This is a genomic window from Litorimonas sp. RW-G-Af-16 (assembly GCF_048319245.1).
Taxonomy (GTDB): domain Bacteria; phylum Pseudomonadota; class Alphaproteobacteria; order Caulobacterales; family Maricaulaceae; genus Litorimonas.
Genome location: NZ_CP166993.1, coordinates 2403178 through 2423126, shown reverse-complemented (window position 1 = coordinate 2423126; position 19949 = coordinate 2403178). Strand labels below are relative to the sequence as shown.

Annotated in this window: 18 protein-coding genes; 6 read left to right on the top strand and 12 right to left on the bottom strand. The window is 46.5% G+C overall.

Annotation, left to right across the window (positions count from 1 at the left end):
• The first annotated feature begins 71 nt into the window (after nucleotides 1–71).
• Nucleotides 72–749 (top strand): hypothetical protein, encoded by a 678-nt coding sequence (locus AB8615_RS11900; protein ID WP_409432788.1) that lies wholly within the window; start codon nucleotides 72–74, stop codon nucleotides 747–749.
• On the opposite strand, the gene AB8615_RS11895 is transcribed toward AB8615_RS11900, so the two are convergent.
• From AB8615_RS11895 to AB8615_RS11885, 3 genes are all read right to left on the bottom strand, one after another.
• Nucleotides 750–2666, bottom strand: a complete 1917-nt coding sequence (locus AB8615_RS11895; protein ID WP_409432787.1) for an Hsp70 family protein — start codon at nucleotides 2664–2666, stop codon at nucleotides 750–752.
• A complete protein-coding gene (locus AB8615_RS11890; protein ID WP_409432786.1) occupies nucleotides 2663–3562 on the bottom strand; it encodes a hypothetical protein in 900 nt (299 codons plus the stop codon). Before AB8615_RS11890 ends, AB8615_RS11895 begins: the two co-directional genes overlap by 4 nt.
• Nucleotides 3563–3702: 140 nt before the next feature.
• Entirely contained in the window at nucleotides 3703–5673 is a 1971-nt protein-coding gene (locus AB8615_RS11885) for an alpha/beta hydrolase family protein (protein ID WP_409432785.1), read from the bottom strand.
• A 288-nt stretch (nucleotides 5674–5961) separates the two neighbouring features.
• Here AB8615_RS11885 and AB8615_RS11880 point away from each other — a divergent pair, with 288 nt between their 5' ends.
• Nucleotides 5962–9009 (top strand): TonB-dependent receptor plug domain-containing protein, encoded by a 3048-nt coding sequence (locus AB8615_RS11880; RefSeq protein WP_409432784.1) that lies wholly within the window; start codon nucleotides 5962–5964, stop codon nucleotides 9007–9009.
• Nucleotides 9010–9461: 452 nt separating this feature from the next.
• The gene (locus AB8615_RS11875) at nucleotides 9462–9695 is read left to right on the top strand and encodes a hypothetical protein (RefSeq protein ID WP_418152435.1); all 234 of its coding nucleotides are present in this window, start codon (nucleotides 9462–9464) and stop codon (nucleotides 9693–9695) included.
• Here AB8615_RS11875 and AB8615_RS11870 read toward each other — a convergent pair.
• The 9 genes from AB8615_RS11870 to AB8615_RS11830 form a co-directional block, all read right to left on the bottom strand.
• Entirely contained in the window at nucleotides 9685–10038 is a 354-nt protein-coding gene (locus AB8615_RS11870) for a hypothetical protein (RefSeq protein WP_418152434.1), read from the bottom strand. The two genes, AB8615_RS11875 and AB8615_RS11870, sit on opposite strands and share 11 nt — an antisense overlap.
• Before the next feature lie 41 nt (nucleotides 10039–10079).
• A complete protein-coding gene (locus AB8615_RS11865; RefSeq protein WP_418152433.1) occupies nucleotides 10080–10325 on the bottom strand; it encodes a hypothetical protein in 246 nt (81 codons plus the stop codon).
• Between the two features lie 67 nt (nucleotides 10326–10392).
• On the bottom strand, nucleotides 10393–10815 hold the full coding sequence (locus AB8615_RS11860; protein ID WP_418152432.1) for a hypothetical protein: 423 nt from the start codon (nucleotides 10813–10815) through the stop codon (nucleotides 10393–10395).
• Nucleotides 10816–11249: 434 nt separating this feature from the next.
• Nucleotides 11250–12578, bottom strand: coding sequence for a Druantia anti-phage system protein DruA (locus AB8615_RS11855; protein WP_418152431.1), 1329 nt, complete (start codon nucleotides 12576–12578; stop codon nucleotides 11250–11252).
• An 8-nt stretch (nucleotides 12579–12586) separates the two neighbouring features.
• Complete coding sequence (locus AB8615_RS11850; protein ID WP_418152430.1) at nucleotides 12587–13279, bottom strand: hypothetical protein; 693 nt, start codon at nucleotides 13277–13279, stop codon at nucleotides 12587–12589.
• 72 nt (nucleotides 13280–13351) lie between these two features.
• A complete protein-coding gene (locus tag AB8615_RS11845) occupies nucleotides 13352–15085 on the bottom strand; it encodes an ATP-binding protein (RefSeq protein ID WP_418152429.1) in 1734 nt (577 codons plus the stop codon).
• Between the two features lie 74 nt (nucleotides 15086–15159).
• Nucleotides 15160–15288: a hypothetical protein gene (locus tag AB8615_RS11840; protein ID WP_418153105.1), complete on the bottom strand. Its 129-nt coding sequence runs from the start codon at nucleotides 15286–15288 to the stop codon at nucleotides 15160–15162.
• Nucleotides 15289–15708: 420 nt separating this feature from the next.
• Nucleotides 15709–16143 (bottom strand): hypothetical protein, encoded by a 435-nt coding sequence (locus AB8615_RS11835; RefSeq protein WP_409432777.1) that lies wholly within the window; start codon nucleotides 16141–16143, stop codon nucleotides 15709–15711.
• A 12-nt stretch (nucleotides 16144–16155) separates the two neighbouring features.
• Entirely contained in the window at nucleotides 16156–16443 is a 288-nt protein-coding gene (locus AB8615_RS11830) for a hypothetical protein (protein WP_409432776.1), read from the bottom strand.
• A 350-nt stretch (nucleotides 16444–16793) separates the two neighbouring features.
• On the opposite strand from AB8615_RS11830, the gene AB8615_RS11825 reads away from it, so the two are divergent.
• From AB8615_RS11825 to AB8615_RS11815, 3 genes are read left to right on the top strand one after another with little or no spacing between them, the layout of a single operon-like run.
• Nucleotides 16794–17021 (top strand): helix-turn-helix domain-containing protein, encoded by a 228-nt coding sequence (locus AB8615_RS11825; RefSeq protein ID WP_409432775.1) that lies wholly within the window; start codon nucleotides 16794–16796, stop codon nucleotides 17019–17021.
• The gene (locus tag AB8615_RS11820; RefSeq protein WP_418152428.1) at nucleotides 17014–19239 is read left to right on the top strand and encodes a bifunctional DNA primase/polymerase; all 2226 of its coding nucleotides are present in this window, start codon (nucleotides 17014–17016) and stop codon (nucleotides 19237–19239) included. Before AB8615_RS11825 ends, AB8615_RS11820 begins: the two co-directional genes overlap by 8 nt.
• A 57-nt stretch (nucleotides 19240–19296) precedes the next feature.
• Nucleotides 19297–19935, top strand: coding sequence for a hypothetical protein (locus AB8615_RS11815; RefSeq protein ID WP_409432773.1), 639 nt, complete (start codon nucleotides 19297–19299; stop codon nucleotides 19933–19935).
• Nucleotides 19936–19949: the final 14 nt, after the last annotated feature.

Here is a 19949-nt window from a genome sequence, read left to right as displayed (position 1 = left end):
TTTAACTGCTATCACACGTTTACGGCGCTCGCATGTGAATTTATGTTGAAGAACAGCCTTTGGAGACCGCTATGTCAAAATTCACCTCACTTATCCTGCTCGCCGCGCCGCTATCCTTATGCCTGGCTGCGCCCAGTTTTGCGCACCCTCACAAAGACGACACGGCGAAACAAGTCGACACAAAAAAAGACGCCACGAAAAAAGACGCAAAGAGAGTTTGGCCCTATTTTGGCGACGGTGCGGATGCTTCGAAAACAAATGCCGATACCCTAGAAACTTCTCCAGAAACGATTGATGCCAAAACGCTGTCCGAGACGATTGAGCAACGCTTGTCCAAACATACAGACCGCCTTGATGCCGCCGTTGAGCGCGCGGAAACTCGTATGAAAGCCCGCTCTGGCGATATGGATAATTTGACGGATGCCGCAACGGCGCTTGAGGCGGCTCTCGCGGAGAGCGGAATCCTCAGCAGCCTCGCGGCGATGGTCACAGACCTCGCCGAAGACGTGGACATCGCGGATTCGGACAAAGGCAAGATGCTGCGCTTTGACGGCAAAGACGTGCTATATTTTAAGCATGACAAAGAGCGTAATGACAGTTTGAGCATTGGCGGTTTAGGCCAGAATATGACGATTGACCGCGAAACTTATATTAAAGACGGGAAGACGAAAACGCGCATCGTTATTGAAATGGACGGCGGCGAAGATATCGACATCGACCTACCCAATGCCTCGCCTGATCCGCGCTAGCTAGACCAAAAACAACACGGCGCGTTCGTCTGCGCGTTCGGTTAACGCCGCGCCCAGCATGTCAGTAAGCTCTTGAGAGAAGCGCTCGCTCGCGGCCTCCTCCCATGCGGTTTGCACGGCACTGATTAATTCAGGGCGCTGTTTTAGGGCGGCTGCGCGCACGCGACCATCGGTCAGAAGTTGTCGCGCAATAACAGGCACATTGGCTTGCCGAAATTTCCCCGCAAGGGCTTTACGGCCAAAGAAAAATCCACCGCCCGTAACCAAGCCGCCGACAACAATTCCAATCGGGTTTAGAAAAAGCGGCGCAAACAAATTCGCTTTCGCCAGTAACGCTCCGATCAACACAGCCGACAATGTCGTCCCGATCAGCGCGGTATCGCTCTCAAGACTGGCGACATTGGGCGCAGACACGGACAAGCCCTCAAGGTGACGGCTGACATGCTGGCTATCGTCGAGGGAGAGCACCATGGCAGGAAGGCCGTGATCGCGACATAGCGGATCGGTCAAAGTTTCAATGTCGCGTTGCAGCCCCGCAAACCAGCGATTGATAACGGGGCGAAGGGTCGCTTTGGCCGCGTCCGATTGCAACCAAGACTTCACCTGCACATTCAACGCGTGTTCAACTTGGTCAAGGCTCGCAATTTTGCCAGAGCGCCACTCGCGGAAGGTCGGCAGAATACAGCTTTCAATCACGGCATCGACGAGGACTGGAGACAAGGTTGCGCCAAGACTACGGGCGGCGGCATCCGCTTTTTGCGTAATATCGCCCTCTGCGCGCGTGAGGCGTAGGACCTGTGATTTGAAACTCGTATGCAGATATTCAAACCGCCCAAGCCACGCCAAACCTCGCGCAATCGCAAATTCTGGTTCAGCACCGCGCACGACACGGGCCTTAGGAAACGCCTTTTGTGTGCTGGGAAAAACAAGCGGCAGGCGTGATGCACCGCCCGTCAGCAGCACAGTATCAGGGGCGCGTTTGCCGAGGTTATCGATCGTTTCTTTCAGCGCAAACTCAAATGCGCCTTGCCAGCTATAGCCGTTAAGCGCGTCCAAAGGGCGGCTTAAAATCTCTTGGGCATCAGCTTTGTCGATGCGGATTTCAAACAAAACTCCGCGACCTATCGGCAGACGTTTCAGGAGTTCAACGGGAGTATCTTCGCCCGTGAAAAAGGCTTCTTTCGCCTCGCGGCACCAATATTCCATGATCGGGCGGTAATGCGGATAGCGGGCAATTAATTGATCTATCTTTTTACGCTCTTTTTGGCGTGCTAAGTTGATCTCAAAGATTAAACTATCTAGCAGGCCAGAGCCGAGAATATTGTGGCCGACGTCCTGCGCTTCGAGGTCAAAACAATAGGTAAAGTCTGTGGTTGAAGATCCGATGTCGACGATCAAAACGGATGACCGCGCATCGTCCATGGACAGGTAGCCCTGCTCCAGCGCTGTCATTAAGGCCGCGCGACTTTCGGGCACGATGCGCACTTGCTTTAACCCTGCGCCACGGAACATTGTTTGATAGCTTGCGCGGTCACCGGGCGTCCAACCCGATGGGCAGCCAACAATAAACTGGCTTTTACCCAAGCCCTGAATTGCCCCGTCAGATGTCAGGCCTTTCATCAGGGCTTTGGTAAATAATTGCGTCGGCAGCTTCACAGCCTCTTTGTCCAGATCGCGCGATTTGAACTTCACCCAGACTTGCGCCTTATTGTCGAGCAAGGACAAGTTAACGGCGTCAGCGCCAAGTTTTATCTCGCCTTTGGTTTTCGCGACCGCCGTGACAAAACTGCGTTGCCCACGAAATTCGAGTATTTCTGGCTCCCGCACGGTGGAGCCATAGGCCCGGCCTAAGGCTGTTTCGCCGTGGCCGAGATCATAGCCGATAAATTCCAAATCCGACAATTTCGGCGTACTCATGTCCGCACCCACACGCGGCCACGCTTTAATATGCGGCCCTCCGCATTGACAATCGCGGGCGCCGCCATTTCAGTCTTTGCGCCCTCTCCCATAGCGGGAAGCGTGTCGAACATATGTCTCGTCTTAGCGCTGTAGTGAATTAATTCGACGCCGTTTTGGGACAGCAGACTTGGCAGTTCTTTGTCGATAACCTGCATCGCAAAATCTTGATCATCCATCTGCGCGGCTTCCAATAAATTCTGCAGCAAGCCAGTCAGTCGCGTATCATCTGACCAATGGGTGGTGTCTGTCGGGGCCGCGAGGCGAAGGAGAATATGGTCGGCCGTTTTCAGCGCGTCTGATAGCTGCCCAACAAAGCCGTGAGCGTCGGTGAAGATCTGCGCCTCTGCGATGAAGCGGCGGCCACTTTGGTCTTCAATCGCTTTGGGCTTCGGGGCGAATGGTAGGCGGGCTTGTAGAGATTTCAAACGGCGCGGGTCCAGCGTATGGATCAGCGCCAACACGCCAGCCGAGAGCATGGCGAGGCCAGACCCCTGCACAAATCCTGCGAGAGCCAACGCACCTGCTGCGCCGTAAAAAAGGGTCGGGCGAAGGTGTGAGAGCTTTGACTTTACGCTCGCATTTTCTGTGTAGATAATTTCCGCTTGGGTCGCGCGGTCCAACACGCCCGCGCCAGATTTAATCATTTCCAGCAGCCAAATGCCTGCCTTTTGTAGTTGCGGGTCTGTGACCTCTTTGGCGAAGCGCACCCCTGCACGGTCCAACGCCAAGCGGGCGGCGCCGACGGTTTCGGCCGCGCTCATTTGCCCTTCTAGCGCTTGCACTAATTTGCTGCGTTCGGGCGCAAAAGCCAGTTCCAGCGAAGGCGTGATGGCGAGTGTAGATTTCCGTGTCATGACTATTGGGATGTCGGGTCGAACGAAGCGGGAGTCAATAGCTGGCGTGTATTGGCGCGGTCATGGCTTTGGTGGTTGAGTCATAGAAAAAGGCGCCAGCACAGCCAGCGCCTTGTTCAATTATAGATATATGGTCGCGACTAAATCAGGCCGCATTTATCAGAGGCGAGATAGTCTTCAATCGCTTCGAGCGACTCAGTTTGCCATTCTGGCCACCACGGCAATTGATGCCACATTGTGTCAATCTCGATATATTTGACGTCTTTTTTGGCAGACTTCATCGCTTTGTAGAAATCACGCGAGTGAACTGTGTCCGCTTGGCGGTCTCCTGATCCGTGATATAGCAAGATTGGGATACTCGCGTTTTTCACGTTTTTCAGAGGATCCATGCCTTTCACGGTCCAGGCTTGGCGCTCTTTGACAATACGGTTACTGCCCCAGAGATTGCCAATCCGATCCAGTGACGATACGCCTGCGCCCGCAATCGCGCACCGATATGGACTATTTGGACGCACGCTGGCCGCGATGGCTGCAAAACCACCATATGAGTAGCCGAAGATCGCGATTTTGTTAGGGTCAGCAATGCCTTGGTCGACCAAAAACTTGGCCGCATCATCCTTATCGTCCTGCATTTTCTGGCCCCATTCCATGTCGCCAGCATACCACAAGGTTTTGCCGAGGCCTGTTGACCCACGATATTGCGGTTGAATGACAGCGATGCCGCGGCTGGTCATGAATTGCGTCCAGCCTGATGAGTCCCAGCCCATAAAGTCACGCGCCCAGGGACCGCCATGCGGATGCACAACTGTTGGCACACGACCATCAGAGCGCTTATAGTTGGGCGGAAGTGTCAAAATGGCCGGGATTTTCAAGCCGTCTCTGGCCGTATAGGAAATCCAACGAGACTTGCCACTATCCTCTGGGTTCATCCATGGACGAGAATTACCAAGCGGCGTGAGCTTTTCGTCCTTCCAGATGAAGAAGCTCGGCGGTGTCCGTTCGTCAGAGACGGAGATAATCGCATGCTTATATTTAGTTGATCGGTCCTGGATTGAAATGTCCATTTTTGGGAACTGGGCCTTCATAGCTTTTTGAACGCCAGCCCAATATCCGTCTGTAAAGGCGACTTCGATACCACCAGCCGAGACAACTGCGCCAACAGGACGCGGAAACTTATCATCCGACTCGGCATCCATGATAACGCCCAGAATGTCGTATTTTGGATTTTCAAAAATGGGTGTTGGGTCAAATGATTTTGACTTCACATTGTAGCTATACGCCTTCACGAATTCCGAGTCTTTGTTGGATAAAACAACAATTTTATCTTTGGATCCGTCAAAACCGACAACCTGCAAGGCTTGCCGCTTTTTCAGCGTGTCTGTCAAAGCAGGATGCTCAACCCAATCAGAATCCTCTGTATCGCGGAAATAAACTTTCAAAACGAAGTCACCGCCAACATTGTCCAACTGTTGCTTGCCCAGTAATTCACCCGTTTTCGGGTTTACGAGACCGCTTACATAATCAAAATCTGAGCCGGTTTTTGCGACCTTGCTGAAGGTGAAGTCTTTTTTGTCCAAACGATAAACATCGCCGAATTTTGTGATCAGCGCGAACTTTTCACCATTATAGATGATACCAACAGTGTTAAACCGCTTTTCAATGTTGCGGACTGCATCATTGAGTGTGCCCTGCGTCTTCAGCGGCTCCTCAATGTTCGTGCCGTCTGCATCGGCAATATATAGCTTTTGCGTGAAATCTTCTTTGCCGCGCACTGTGAGAGGCTGATCAGTTCTGAATAAGATTTTGTCGTCTGTCAGGAAATCTACGCTCAGATACCGCATATCCCGTGTAGGAATCCACACAGGCTTTTTATCAAGATTGTCCGTTTCCCAGATAGAGATCACTGGCCACTTTTGCCCCTCAACAGGGACCAAAGCCGCAATGCGCTTGCCGGTGGGAGAGATCGTAACACTCGATAGCAAAGGATGCTTTGCAATGGATTCGATCGTCACGGGCTCTGCGGAAGCCTGCGGGGCCAAGACGGTTGATGCGCCAAAAACAGCGGCAGCCAGCATGGCCGTCGAGAGTAGCGTAGATTTAAATGGTTTCATGAATGGGTCTCCTGAATATAGTTAACTAACACAAACACGCTTAGGTAGAAAAAGCAATGTTTTCGCCAACATTACCAAAATCTTTAATTCATAAAGACGGGCTTAGCAAGTTCGAGACTCGCCCAATAAACAGTCATGTTGTCGCAAATATGCCACAGATTTTATAAATATGTTCCAATCGGCCTATGAGTCGCACATGACCGTCTTGTAATGAACGATCACATTATATAGTGAGGCGGCAATTCGTGCATCTACGGGTGCACTCCCATCTCTACTCGCAGGTTTAAAATGAAAAAATCTTCTTTTGATACTCTTATGCGCACAACGGCTTTGCTTTCTATGATCGCTATTGCTGCGCCCGCCTACGCCCAGGACGCTCCACAGCCGACTGAAGCGCCGACAGAAACTGTTGATCTTCTTGATCTCTCAGACGAAGCTTCGGACGAAGTTGTTGTTACGGGTTCGCGTATCCGTCGTAATGAATTTACAGCAGCAACGCCCGTTCAGGTCATCACGACTGAGCGCTCTAAACTCAGCGGTTTGCTCAGTGCTTCTGAAATCCTTCAGGGTTCATCTGTTGCGGCTGGTTCAGGCCAGATCAACGACACATTCACTGGCTTCGTCGTAAACGGCGGTGCAGGCGTGAACACACTATCCCTACGTGGCCTTGGCGCACAGCGCACATTGGTTCTCTTGAACGGTCGTCGCGTTGGACCATCTGGTGTCAGCGGTACAGTGTCAGCTGTCGACCTGAACATCATTCCTAACTCTGTTGTGAACCGTTTTGAAATCCTGAAAGACGGCGCATCATCCATTTATGGTTCTGACGCGGTTGCAGGTGTGGCCAACATCATCACAAGCATTGATGAAGGCTTTAACTTTGGTGCGACAGCGAACGTCTCTGAAGACGGCGGCGGCGAAAGCAGCGCGCTTTGGGGGTCGTGGGGTAAGACAACTGACCTCCTCGCTTTCTCTATCTCTGGTGAATATCAGCGCAGAGAAGAGCTAAACATTGGTGATCGTCCAAACCTCGCCTGTCCAGAAGATCGTTATTTTGCTCTCGATGATCAAGGCAACCCAACGAATGAGCGGACAGACGCGATTGACCCACGCACGGGCGAATTCAAATGTTATAACTCACTTGAGGGTTACCTACAGACATTCTTCCCAGCCTCTGCTGCGTTTGGTGTCGGCGGAAGCTTCTTTGGGTCACGGACATATGATCCAGCCGGAACGTCACCTGTCGAAGGTTTCCGCTTTATCCCGTTCCAAGAGCGCTCATTTGATGATCCGCGTCAGCTTGAAACAGATGCGATCTCACCAACAGAAACTTTCACAATTTTCTCAGAACTGTCTCACTCACCGACGCAGTTTGAAAACCTTGAAGTCTATGCAGAGGTTCTGTTTAACCGTCGCGAGTCTCGCCAAGAAAACTACCGTCAACTGTTCCCGTTCATCAGCGCCGAAAGCCCTGTGAACCCATTGAACAATACTGTGTTTGGCGGGCCATTTGATTACGGTCCCTTGTTTGGTCTCGCGCCTGGTCAGTTTATTGCAGACCTGCAAGGCCTTGACGTTCGTCCAATCGTCTTGATCCCATTCAACAGCCGTCAGGAAGTTAACTACCTGCGCGGCGTTGGCGGTATTCGCGGCACATTCGCAGATGGCGGTTTCATGGGCGGATGGGGTTACGACCTTAACCTCGCTCACTCCACAAGCAGCGGTACTTACTACCAAGACGTTGTGCCACAAGATCGCCTCGAAGCAGGTATCGGGACACGTCAAAACGGTATCGAATTTATCGGTGTCTGTGGTCCAACAGCTCCAGCGGGCTGTATTCCGTTTAATCTTGCCGCCCCAGGGCAGCTTCAGGACGGTGCATTTACTGCCGCTGAGCAAGATTACTTCTTCCAAGAAGACAAAGGCGAAACGTCGTTTAACCAAACAATCATCGAAGGCGTCGTCACTGGCGACTTGTTTGATGTGCCATACGGTACAGTTGGTATCGCTTTGGGCGCGTCAGCCCGCTTTGACAAGATCGACGATATTCCAGGCGCAACATCACGCGCCGCGAATAGCTTCCAGCTTGCCAGTGCGAACCGCACAAAAGGTGACGACAGCGTTTACGAAATCTTCGGCGAAGTTGAAGTGCCACTTCTGGCCAAAAAGCCTCTTGTTGAAGAACTCACGCTGAACGCTTCTGGTCGTATTTCTGACTATAAATCAGTCGGAACTGCCGAGACTTACAAGCTAGGACTGAACTGGGCCGTGAATAACACGATCCGTTTCCGCGGCACACACGGTACATCTTTCCGTGCGCCAGCTCTTTATGAGCTATTCCTAGCTGAGCAAACAGCGTTCTTGCAGCAGACATCGATTGACCCATGTATTCGTTACGGCGTTGCTGGCGAAGACGGACAAATCAACACACCACAGACTGTCCAAGACAACTGTGCCGCTGATGGCCTGGCGCCAGACTTTGCGGGTGCAGGGTCTTCTGCGCGTCTGACGCGGAGTGGTGGTTTGGGCAATCTTCGTCCAGAAACATCCGAAGCTAATTCTGTGGGTGTGATCCTGACGCCGGAAGGCACAGGCCTAAGCCTGTCCGTTGATTACTTCGAAATCGAGGTCGATGATCAAATTACATCAACAGCGGCTGGCGTGATTGGTCAGTGTTACCGTGATCCAGAGTTCCGCTCTGGTTCAGGTTTCTGTGATCTCTTCACACGCGTGCTGGATCCAAATGCACAAAACTTTGGATCAATCACAGACGTGAATGCTGATTACCGGAACATCGTTTCACAAAAGACAAAGGGTCTTGATTTCACAGGTCGCTACGAAAAAGAATTCACTTTCGGTGACTTCGCTATCGACGCTCAGTGGACATACACAGACTCTGATCGCCTCGAATTGTTTGCTGATGATGTTGATCAGCTGACAGGTCTTGCGGGTGAGCCTGATTGGGTTGGTACTACTCAAGCTCGTTTCACGAAGGGCGACTGGACAGGTGCTTTGACGATGAATTACGTGTCTGGCACAGACAACTTTGGCTTTGACGGCGAAGATGGACGTATTGACACGTTCTACTCTGGCCCATCTGCAACATTCAGTGATGTTGACGAATTCGTCACATTCGATGCGTCTATCCGTAAGGAATGGGACACGATGACACTGATCGTTGGTAGCCAGAACATCTTCAACGAAGAGCCTAGCTTGATTTCTGACGCGGATGATTTGGGTTCACCATCACGTTTTGGTAACTACCCGTTCTCTAGCCAGTATATTAACGGCTATATCGGACGTCAGTTCTTCGTTCGCTTGGACAAAGAATTCTAGACTTAGTCTAAATCAAAGAATGAAAGGCGGGCTTCGGTCCGCCTTTTTTGTGCCCGAAGCAAAGCCAAAAGACCCGAGACTCTCGCGCAAAATACAAAGCGCAAGGGGCTGTATCAGGTAAGAGCTCGTATCAGGTCACGACATATAATCTGGGTGTTGGGTGAAAATGGAGCGGGCGATGAGATTCGAACTCACGACCCTCACCTTGGCAAATGAGAAATTGGTTCGTTCAAAGGCTGCGCTAAAATCGACAATTGAGCACGATAATTCACAATATTTCTTTTAAATATCGGGAGTTGCAAGAAACCCGTTTCGTGAAATTTTATGAAATTAGGTCAATTATAATCGCCAGAAAACTTGCAAACACAATGTAACCGCAAGATACCTATTGAAATATTGCACTGAGGGCTTAAATATAGTATGTTCATAATATGTTCCCACAAGGAAACTCAATGGAATTTAAAAACAAGACGAAATTTGAGTTCAATGATATCTCTACTGAAAAGTGGAGAAAGTATAAATTTGTTGATGGATCAGTCGTTAAAATCAAAAACCCATTAAAACTACACGTTAGTGAAAATGGTCATCGCGTTTTTGATGCATCAGGTATTAGCCACTACGTTCCTCTGGGATGGATTCATTTGAGTTGGAAAACAAAAGAGGGTCAGGCTCATTTCATACAATGATGTCAGCTTTTTTAGAGGCTGAGTAAGCAAAATACCCAGCTATCAATGAACCAATTCCAATTAGCACTAAAACAAAAATATTAAAATCATCGCTTCTATAAAAAGCGGCGGCTTGAGCAACAAAAAGTCCTGTAGCTATTCCTAATATACCCCAGGTTTGAGACAGGACTGAAGATTTTATATTATAGGTTATATCGAAATCTAAACAATAATGTTTAAGTATGTCAGAGCTTCTACCTTCGTCACAATAAATATTTATGTTGAACGTCACTGAAGAGTTAGGTGCATTTCTTTTTACTCGAAAATCAAACGTCTTTTCGTCATATGCAGATTCAATTTTCAACCTAATGGGAGATGTAAATTCTATATTTTCGTTATTAGCAATTACTTCGACAATAAACGATTTAAATTCCCCATGCGAGCCTGTGCCTGGCTTGTAATGATATAATGGAATACTGTAAGCTTTTCCGGCTTCAAAAATTTTCTTTTTGAGGAAATAATCAGTGGTTTTCGGTCCATAAAAATTGCAAAAAATCCATTTTCCAGCATTGCTCTTGAAATCTGCGCCTGTAAAGCACGCATCAACAGCAGCCTCAAAAGATTCAAGGTGCTGCTTGTTTTGAGGGTCATGATTAATCAGATTGGATCGGATGTTCGCGTTGGCTTCAAATACCCAGTTACCTTTCTCTTTCCATTTTTATACCCCTTTTGTTATTTTGCCGGTCTTATTCCATCCAGGTTTAATTGCCGATTCACTTAACAGCTCATTGACAGTCTCTTGCTCAAACTCACTCCAATTGAAATACCTGCCTAATTTCAACTTAATTATATAAACTGAGCCTCTTTTATGACTACTCATAATACAAGCCTCCCGTAGCGGAAAAAGCTTCGGGGGCTCCCCCTTTTTGCGGTTGTCTAAGTAGGTGAGATAGGCTGAGTGTCCCTCAAATGACGATGGAGAGCTTTTGATTAAATCGATAAAAGCATCTGAAATAATACTTGCTTTATATCTAAATTGAACGATTTCCCCAGGCGGTAGAGCCAAATTTTTCACATTCGCTCGCAGATGTGAAGCTCGCGCGCCGGAAGAACATAATATCCAGTCTCGTGTTTCACTCATTGGGTTTATAACTCTCTCATATATTAGCCCTCTGCAGTTAAGCATTTTACAACTTGAATAGCAATTTTCATTAGTTTTGGATATTGCGTCGGCGTTTTTAGCGTGTTTTTTTGTTCTAAAACAAAGGATGTGAGTATGACGGATCAAAACCTCAATCACTTGGAGTCCGTGGAAGGCGACCATTACAGTTCACTCTGATCGGCGCAACCTATTTGAACTTCACCCTCATCACGAGTTTCACATTGGAACGATAGTATCAGGAAGCAAATCTGAGATTCCGCGTTTCGATTATTATGTTTCATTAATCGAAAAAACGCCGATCATGCGAGAGATACTAATTCAAGTATTTGAAAAAATCACCAGCCCAGATCGACAACCCGACCCAGATTTTGATAAATTGGCGATAGACATACAAAATTGTCTCAGCAGCTAACTTATCCGGTCAACTCATATGTCGCAACATCTTCCAATTGAACACTCTTGATCCGTGTTTTAAAATTTTCAGATATATTATCTGGTTGGAACTCAGAAATGGAGTCCAGAGTTTCTTGCCGCTTAATTCGCTGAACCACCCAACGCTCCAACCAGGCCGTAGTAATATTTTTAATGCTTTGCGATCGCAATTTTCTTGAATTGCCTGTCAGACCGATCAACGTTCGTCTAGCTCCGGGATAGAGCTCACAGGCATAGACGCGACGCCCGACAGCATGTCGTAATGGACCTTCATCCGAAATCCCAATTAAGTTCAATCCCGACCTTATTTGCCGAGTTCTGGGGCTCGATCCTTCTCCAAAAACACTGTTTATTCTTCTACGACCATACTCCTTTATTGCCAGCTTTCGCATGAGTTCAACGGTTTTTAGACTTACATGTGTTACGGAGAACCCCTCAGACATCTCCAATTCTTCCCACCTAATATCATTTTTTAAACTTTCGTGATTTTTAGCAGGCAATTTCAGCCTATTGTATTGGCTACTGCCAACTCCGTATAGGCTCGTTGTAGTTACGACTTTCAACTCAGAATTTCTTATTAGCTTTCGCCCAGCAATTTGCGAAGCTATTTCGCTTGGTTGATTTGAGTACCTGTCTTTGTAAGCGTCTCTTATCTCCTGAGAGGCCATAATTAGCGTTACTAGCTTCCCTCCTAGTATCTGGTTGTAGGGGGCAATAGCTCCGCAAACCGAAATATCAGCAATCTCTGACGATAACTTCAGTTTTCTTATTTCGTTGAGCGCAAATGAAACGTGCTTTCGTCCTTCTGTTGATACCAACGTTTCCATGAGCGCTGAAGACGGTTCAGTCTCAAAATCAGCACGTTTGAAATAATCCAAAGTTTTTAAAAGAGGCAATAATTGTTCGGCTCTTTTTTTTACGAATAAAGATGTTCCTGAAAGCTTTCGCCACTCTTTATTTGTAAATGTCTTTGGGTCTTTTGATTTGAAATCGCGAATGTCTATAAGTCTGCTTTGATCATGAGTGCCGTCATTTTGACTTTGTAAATCAGCCGCGCGCTCGCGAATAGAACGTTCAATAATCTGCTCCAACTTAAAATATGTATGAATTGTCGGGTTTTCGATTTCAGATTTTTTAATCAAATCATCAATACGAATGTTCTGAATTGCCTCCCGTAAGATCCCTAATAGACTTCTCGCAACTTGCCGAGACTCCCACTCTCCAGACACAATATTTTTTATCAAATCTTCTGTGCGCCAGCCAATCCAACTATCACGGGCATACATGTTAGCTGCTGGACTCGCGATCATTGCAATTCCTATAATTGGCCAATTTTTTTAGCCTTGTTGCGAATTAAAATTCGCAAAGTTCTTCCCGGAACAGAGTTATACTCAAGCGACCAAGTATATCTGTAATATCGCCATATATCTAAGAGCCTCAAGCCCGACTTAGGGCACCGCTCTCCCGCGTTACAGATCTGTATAAATGGTTTAATCTGCTGCCCTAACTGATCTAAGGCCTCTGATTTGTCTAAGTTAGAGATTTCGCGCAGTTGCTCAGAGAATTCGAGTCCATGTTCCAATAGAGATAAAACGGAGACACTTTGATTTTTATGAATCTGCGGCTTTTCCATTTTCGCGATAAAACTGGCCACCGATAGTTCTGCAATTTGACGATTACTAGACCTATAAAGGCTTTCCCTAAAACGTGCCTTTGCGTCACCCATACTTTCTTTTTTATGGTAAATCATAGGAGGGGACTGAATGTAGATCTTACTGCTCTTAGAAAAAACGGCCCACCCCTGGTCAACCAAATCAGCTAAAATAGAGCAAGCCACTGATAATCTATAAACCTCGATATCGTCATCATCCTGAACGTCGCAAAGAGTTCTCAACGCGCGGACACGCTTGTTTGGGTCGTCCGCGCTGGTATCATGAATTACACTCAGTATTAGATTAAGGTGATCCTTTGAAAGTAACTGGGGATCAAACAATTTCACTTCACTGCTCATTGTTAAATCGCAACATGCTCTGAGGCCCTTGTCAATATTTTAGAGGCGGCAATATTGCCGCCCCTGATAACTCTAGTCGAATTCGGTTTCCGATTCGTATTTCGAGAGCTGTCCTAAAGCAGCATTCAGACGGTCAGACCAACCATTTTTTTCTGCCGTAAAAAACGTGGTGCGATCAGTGTTCCCTATAGCGTCAAGCTCACCTATACCAAAAGTAAACAATAACACCTCTAATGCACCCCGATGAAACTGGGTCAAGTTTTCGGAACTATATAACTCTCCGAAAAACCTATGCTTTCTATTGATATACAAAACGTGCAAGGCCCCTAGTAATTCAATTCGAAAAAAAGGCGCTCCTGGCATGTCCTCAAACTTTACTTTATAGGGATGTTCTTTTGCCTCAATTTGAATTTTTTCCTTTATCTCACTGGCATTTCCTTTAGTTTCTTTTGCAATTTTTTTCGCATGTTGCTCAAGGGTCTCCAAAGCCTTCTTTTGACGAGCTTCCGAGTTCTTACCTGCCTTTTTAGGAGCAAACTTTTCAGCTGCCTTCATTGAAGCTTCCGATGCGCGAGGTCCTTCTTCTGGTTCCGGGCTCGCTGCCTTCGCTTTTTTGGCCTCCGTGTGAGCTTTCCTGAGGGATTTAATCGCCGCCCGCACTCCCGCATCTTCAAGTTTATCCCAAATACGCTCAGTCATCACAACACCCTGCTTAGAGTTTGCAATTGTGAATTCTTCATCCAATTCAGCTGGGAAATCAATTTCCACACCCCAATACCGATCGTCGTTTCGAAATTTCTCTAGTCCTGACCAAGGTGTATGTTCCACCACATCAATCTGTCGTCCCATCCTGGTCACAATAATCCCTCGGTTAGAGTTTTTTACCTTAAATCTTGCGTTAGCATTATTGCCAGAAGCGTTTTTTGACTTATCAACAGAATAAAATGATAGTGGATAACTCGCATATCTAACGCTGATGAAAGCGTCTTCGCCTGTTTTTTTATTTGAAAACTTGATCGTTTTTGGATCAAGCGCCACTGCGCGGTCTTCGTCAATATTGTAAAGGCGATGCCCGGGAGTGATGAAGAGGGGATCAACGGGTTTGACGGGTCGACCATCAACTCTTAGCGTAACTTGATCAAAATAATGACGGTATGTTACACCAAAATGTTCCAATAGATTGCTTGTAAGGCCATTTTTTGTTTTCCATTTGATGCGGTCCGGATTATCCCAAAATACAACTGTTCCACTATCAAAATCCTTCTTGTATTCCTTAAACTTCTTCTCAATCCAATTGGGCAAGGCTGATTTTTTAGGCTCTGGCGATACGATTCGCCCGTTATCATCAAAATATTCGCCTGCTTTAATCTTGTCCAAATCAACTGTAATGGCATGCCAGTCATTGTCAGCTGTCTTAGAGTAAATGGAGTAACGTCGTGTTTGGTTTACTGATGCGCTAGGCAAGCCAAAACCAAATCGACCAAGACCGGTGCGTTGATCGGCACGGTGAGTCCCTCCCCACGCTACAGCGTGGCGCAGCATTGCTGGTATCATCCCAGAGCCATCATCAATGACGGCGATCCCGTTCACCTTAGTCGTTTTATCATTGGGAAATGAAAATTCTATATGTATGTTGCTTGCTCCCGCCTCAATAGAATTGTCCACTAACTCATCGAGCGCTGTGCCGGTGTGTTTATAATGCGTGTTACGCATGCTCTCGACAAATGCAGAGCCAATTGCCATGCTGAAATCCGTGATGCCGGACGCATATGCTGCTTGTTTTTCAAATTCAGTGTGAATAGTCATTTTAGTCTCCATTTATGCAGCCATTTTAGCCGCGTTAAGGTCAGCGAGCATATTACCCTGCTCACCTTAGGGCATTAGTTGAAAGCCAACTTGTTACGACCGGCTTCGCGTGTTTTCAGTAGTGATTGAGAAATTGCAGATGGGCTAACGTCAAAATAGGCGGCAATCTTTTTTTGCGGCCATTCAAGCCAATAAAATGCAATAGCAATCCGTCTTTGGCGACGAGGTAAACTATATATAAACCGACGGACACTTTTACTGCTAGAATTTTTTCCGTCAGCACTTCTGCATTTTGACGGAGGTCAGGAACCGTTTCTATGATTTCGAGGTATCCCTGCTCAGCGTGAATAGCTGTTACGGGTAAATTAAGTGATGCGATTTCACGGAACGCCGCATCAGGCGCACATAAGGGTATGTATTCAGACAGCACAAAGACCTCCTTTTCAAGTAGTACTTACTTGCAAGAGGTCCTGGTCAAACTAGGATGCGTATTGTCGCTTCGTTCTGTAACTATTTTAAGCCACGTTGTTTAGCAAAACCGCTTACATTTACAATATAACATACATTTGAAAAAAGTTAAGTTATGATTTCAAAATTCTTAAGATGCCGTGGTGAGCCAGTATTTACAGAGAAGGCTTTGGTTCATTTTCTTTAGCGTGGAAATCAACATCACGCTTTTTTATAACTTGCCTCATTGGGGCAGCATGAGACCAGCCATAACGAAAAAATGCCCCTACTGTTAAAAACGTCATCATCAATATAGCGATTTTAATAGGGTCCAGCCCAAGCTTGGGGCTGATAGGTAATAGTGAATGAACAATCAATATCCCCCAAAGCAAAGTGACGTATAAGCTGATAATTTGATTCACCTTGGATACCGAGATCGTCGAAGACCCTGTTAGAACATGTTTTGTTTTTTCATCTAAACCTGTCGGGTTTGGTCGGCTCAAAATTACTTTATATAATGGACCGATCACATCATCTTCAAGATTATCAACGTGGTTTTCCCAATTCTCCTGCCAAAATTTGCTGCCCCTATTTACTAAGAACCAGCCCAAAGCAAAAATAAATCATGTACACGCCAGTAACAACGCAAGGATGCCTTGAGAATCAAATGTTCGAGTTTCAATTAAAGCATGCCCAGCTAGAGTGGCAGAGATAAATGTCCAAAAATACGCCGCTCGTTTCCAGTATAGGTTAATCTCGAATTCTCTAATGTTGTGCGCCATCTCAAATGCAGCTTTTCGAATTTTGCTATCGCTTTTGAAGTCATGTTCATAATCAATATAGGAATAGTGTTCGGCTGAAGCATTAGACATTTCATGCTTTGCGGCTTTATCTGTGGTTTTCGAATTCATATGATCATACCGTCTAATTCGCATATATCGCGACTATGGCACAGCTAATAAGCTAATGAACCCCGCAACACTAATCAATATTTGGTATTGACAATATCAACCGGCACAATATGTAGTGCTTTCAGACCACAAGGGTCAGGAAGCATTGTGGTGTATCTAGAAACACCTATACATTGTTGAGCCCGCCCAGAAATGGGGGCCTAAGGCGGCGAACCTGAAAAAGCCTGGCGATGCGGACTAGACCTGTCACTTAAGACCCGGACGCGTTAAATCCCGGCTGAAGTCAACCCAACCAAGCACCGATACTATCGGAGAGCATAATAGTGTGCGCTCTTTTATGGTGCTCCGAAATGGAGTTGATGATGAAAATAACGTCTCCCCAAAATGGTCTCGTGGAACCTTATAGCACGATAAAAGAAGCAGCTAAATCCTTGGGTCTAAAACCGTGGGCTTTACGTAAAGCCGTCAAGGACGACCTAATCCCCGCCTATAAATTCATTGGCAATCGCTGGATGGTAAAAATAAGTGAAGTTGGAGCCGCTATCACCACCTTTAATCAAGGAGGTGATAATGTCTAACTTTGGTCAAGGCGCGAAGAAATATTGGGCTAAAGGCCTGCATGTGCTGCCCGTTAAACCCAATTCAAAGCAACCCATATTCAAAGCCTGGACTAAGTACTTGGGTAGAAAACCAACCGATAATGCGCTCGCTGAGTGGGTCAAAAATCATCCCGCCAGCGGGCTTGCTTTATTATTAGGCACACCCGTTGATAGCAGCTATAAATTGATAGCCATAGACTGCGATGATGATCGTCTTGTCAGGTTTACAAAGGCCATATTAGGGAATGGGATCAGCGGCAAAATAGGTAAAAAAGGCGCGACATTCTTCGCACGTTATTCTGCACAAACACCGATACGATCTACCAGTATTAAAGGCCCGCAAGGGTTTAGTGGTTTCGATATATTAGCAGAAAAGAAATGCACTATCATTCCTGAAAGTATTCACCCTGATACTGGCGAAGCTTACAAATGGTTGGGCACACCTCTTTTGGATATTAATCTAGTTGAACTCCCTGTTTTTACACAGCATCAACTGGCCCTAATGAAGACAGTGATGGCCGCCGTAGAAACAGCCGCCATCATATCTGGTACGGCCACAAACGAGCCTACATTAATTCTGGTAGCTAAACTTGTTCAAGTGGGTGCTCACGATGACGAAATCGTGTCAATTATAAAGGCTCTCCTGCCCGTTAATTATTTAGGCAATACAATGGATGAGTTGCCTATTATGATCTCTGGGGCGAGAGAAAAGGGGTATGACAAACCCGCGTCCGGATCAGAAAAGCAATCCCTTTCGGCTCTAAGGCTATTTAAGGCATTAGACGTTGAATTTTTTCATACACAATTCAATGAACCATACGCTCACATTAAACATCAAGAAGGCGCGAAAGTTTCCTACCCAGTTAGCTCCTCAATAGTGAAAGGGTTGATCCAACACATGTATTTTAAAGAGGAAGGCAAACCTTTAAGCACTATTGGCCTTAATGAAGTTATTAGTGCGCTAGAAGCAGAAGCACAGTTCAATGGAAGCCAGCAAATACCTCATGTCCGGCTAGCCGAGCATGAAGACGCTATTTATATCGACTTAGGGCGACTTGATGGTCAATCAGTAAAAATTGACTCAAGCGGTTGGAAGGTCGTCACTAAAACACCTATTAAATTTAGAAGGCCCTCTGGCTTTAAAGAGTTACCCTTACCCCAAAAGTCTAATGGGTATTCGGATATGCATAGGCTTCTAGGGCTGAGTGGGCAAAATTCAACTTTACGCCTAGCTTTTGAAATTAACTGTCTAAATCCGAAGGGGTCATACATGGCACTTCTCACTCAAGGGCAGCAAGGCTCTGGTAAAACATTTCACAATTTAACAATTAAAGAAATCATTGACCCCTCTGAAGCGCCAAAATTGAGGCTGCCGAAAAGAGAGCAAGATTTAGCGATCCAAGCAAAAGACAATTTTTTAATATCATATGACAATGCGTCCAGATTGAAATGGGAAATGTCTGATCTTCTTTATACAGTGGCAACAGGTGGAGGCATTATGCCTCGAAAGTTATATAGCGACGATGAAGCTAAAATTTTTACATTCTGCAGACCCGTGATGCTTAATGGTATCGGTGAATATGCAGATCGCCCTGATTTCTTGGAACGTGCTATCCAAATAAACCTGCAAAGTATGAAGGCGGGAGTACGTAAATCCGAACGACAACTAAAAAAGGATTTTGAGAAATTACTCCCTGGGTATTTAGGCTTTCTATATGAGTGCGTTGCATGCGCCTTAGTAAAAATTGATGAAGTTATACCTCCAACGGAACTTCGTATGGCGGATGCAGCACATTGGTTAGTCGCAGCTGAGCCTGCGACAGGCCTACCGGAAGGCTCTTTTGTAAACGCTATCCGGAACGTTCAAAATGACATGTATATTGAACGAGTTATAAACAATCCAATCTGTGTCGAGTTGTTCAGACTGTTAAAAGACAAGAATGAATACGAAGGAACGGTTGGGGACTTACATCAAAACTTGGAACGCCGAGACGACGCACGGGTGTCAGGTCTACCACGCTCTCCAGCGGCATTGTCAAATGCTCTCAAACGTATCGACCCTATGTTACGAAAAATTGGTATCTTCCATGATTTTTTAGGCTGCAGTCGAGAAGGGATGCTAATCCGGGTATGGTATGATGAAACAAAGTCAGATTTCGATTTAGGTTTCACACCATCCAAGGACACACCCTTTTAAAGTGACGCATGTGACGAGTGTGACGACTTATCATCACGCTCGTCACTATCATCACAGGTGGCGACCCTCACCTTATCAGGGGGAATATCGGCCTCATCAAAATATGAACGAATGGGCCTCTCGTTAAGGCCTGAAACATTCAAACCTTACTCGGAAAACACCTTGGCCCTTTGTGCTTACATGCGGGTTTACGGAAATAATTGTGCGGAAATTTTCGGCGTGTTTTTTTCGGTAGGTAATAATCAATCGGAGCTAACAATGGCGAATAGCATTAACATTACAAAGCGGGAGTTTAAGCGCAAACTCAGAGACGGGACGCAAAAAACCCTGCTCCGTTTTATTGTAAACTTCAAAGATCCTGAAACAGGTTCTAGGGCGCAGAAATTTTTTGAGAGACGTAAAGACGCCGAGCAATTCAAACAGCAGCTAATAACCGATATCAATAATGGCGACTATTTCTCAGCGCGTGAAGATGTCACTATTGCCAATGTTGTGGAGCTTTGGTTTTCTATCCGTCATGGACAAATCAAACCTATTAGTATTCACAACCATGAGAGCGTACGCCCTTTAATCATAGGCCCATTGGTGACCAACGCCACAGCAAAGCAACGCTCCCATTTCACATCGAAAGGGATTATCCCGACGGGCAGCAAGATCACATACCTGCTGCGCGATGCGAAAGTTAAGGACCTTTAGACGCGGGATATTCG